The following is a 1,317-nucleotide window of genomic DNA, read 5'->3' as shown; positions in this document are numbered from 1 at the left end:
TGTCAATGATGCCGACCGCCTCGGCCATGATCCGGCGATGCGTTGGATCGTCGGCGGCCGGGCGGTGACCAAGGAAGCGGCGTCCACCAGCCAGATGGGGCGGTTCGAGACCGGGGTGCTGACCAGCAAGCCGAACCTCGCCGCCCTGGCCGACCTGTCGGGGAAGTGGATCGACGCGGTTCACGCTCGCCGCCCGACCAACGTCGTGGTGCTGGACATGGACAGCAGCGTCAGTCCCACCCACGGCGAGCAGGAAGGCACCGCCTACAACGGCCATTTCGGCTGCACCTGCTACCACCCGCTGTTCGTCTTCAACCAATTCGGCGATCTGGAACGGACCAGCTTGCGCTCCGGCAACGTCCACAGCGCCGACGACTGGCGCTCGGTGCTGGAGCCGGTGTTGGCGCGGTATCGGAACAGGACCAAGCGGCGGTTCTTCCGGGGCGATGCTGCCTTCGCCCTGCCAGACCTCTACGACTACCTGGAGGCAGAGGGCTACAAGTACACCATCCGTCTCAAGGCGAACTCGGTTCTCCAGGCCAATATCGCCCACCAGCTCAAGCGCCCGGTCGGCCGGCCGCCCAAGCATGTCCAACGGTTCTACGCCAGCTTCAGCTATCAGGCCAAATCATGGAGCCGGAAACGCCGCGTGGTCGCCAAGGTCGAATGGCATCCCGGCGAACTGTATCCCCGCGTCGGCTTCATCGTTACCAACCTGACCCGCCCCGCAGCCCGCGTGGTCGCCTTCTACAATCAGCGAGGCACAGCGGAGCAGTACATCAAGGAAGGCAAGAACGCTGTGAAATGGACCCGGCTGTCCTGCCGGACCATGAAGGCCAACGCGGTGCGGCTTCAGCTTCATGCCTTGGCCTACAACCTGTCCAACTTCCTGCGCACTCTGGCCCTGCCCGACGAGATGGAAAGCTGGTCGCTGACCACCATCCGCGAGAAGGTGGTCAAGATCGGCGCGAAGGTCATCACCCACGCCCGCTACGCCGTCTTCCAGATGGCTGAGGTCGCGGTGCCGCGTGATCTGTTCCAGCGCATCCTCGACATGATCGACGATCTGCGACCACGAGAACTCGCGCCATGCTGTTAGCTGGGAGCGTCGGCAAGAGGCGGATGACAGTCGAAGTGTGCCCGCGCCATCGCAAAACAAGCTGGGATCGCGCCAGCGGAGTCGATCTTGGCGGTCGAGGTCGCGATTTTGCTGCTGCGGCGGCTATCGCCGCGCCATTCCGCCTTCCGGTTGGGCCGGAATTTGGCTATTCTGGCGTCAATCAGGGGCGGATGGGCCGCCTATCTGGGAAATGTCGG

General features: G+C 64.0%; 1 protein-coding gene. It reads left to right on the top strand.

Annotated features, from left to right (window positions below; all coding sequences use genetic code 11):
* Positions 1–1,099: IS1380 family transposase (locus tag MTBSS4_RS18730; RefSeq protein ID WP_173984892.1), on the top strand; the 1,099-nt coding region annotated here is incomplete at its 5' end.
* Positions 1,100–1,317: the final 218 nt, after the last annotated feature.

This window comes from Magnetospirillum sp. SS-4, from assembly GCF_902729425.1.
Lineage (GTDB): Bacteria > Pseudomonadota > Alphaproteobacteria > Rhodospirillales > Magnetospirillaceae > Phaeospirillum.
The sequence above is the reverse complement of the archived record's forward strand: the minus strand, read 5'-3'. Positions and strand labels throughout refer to the sequence as shown.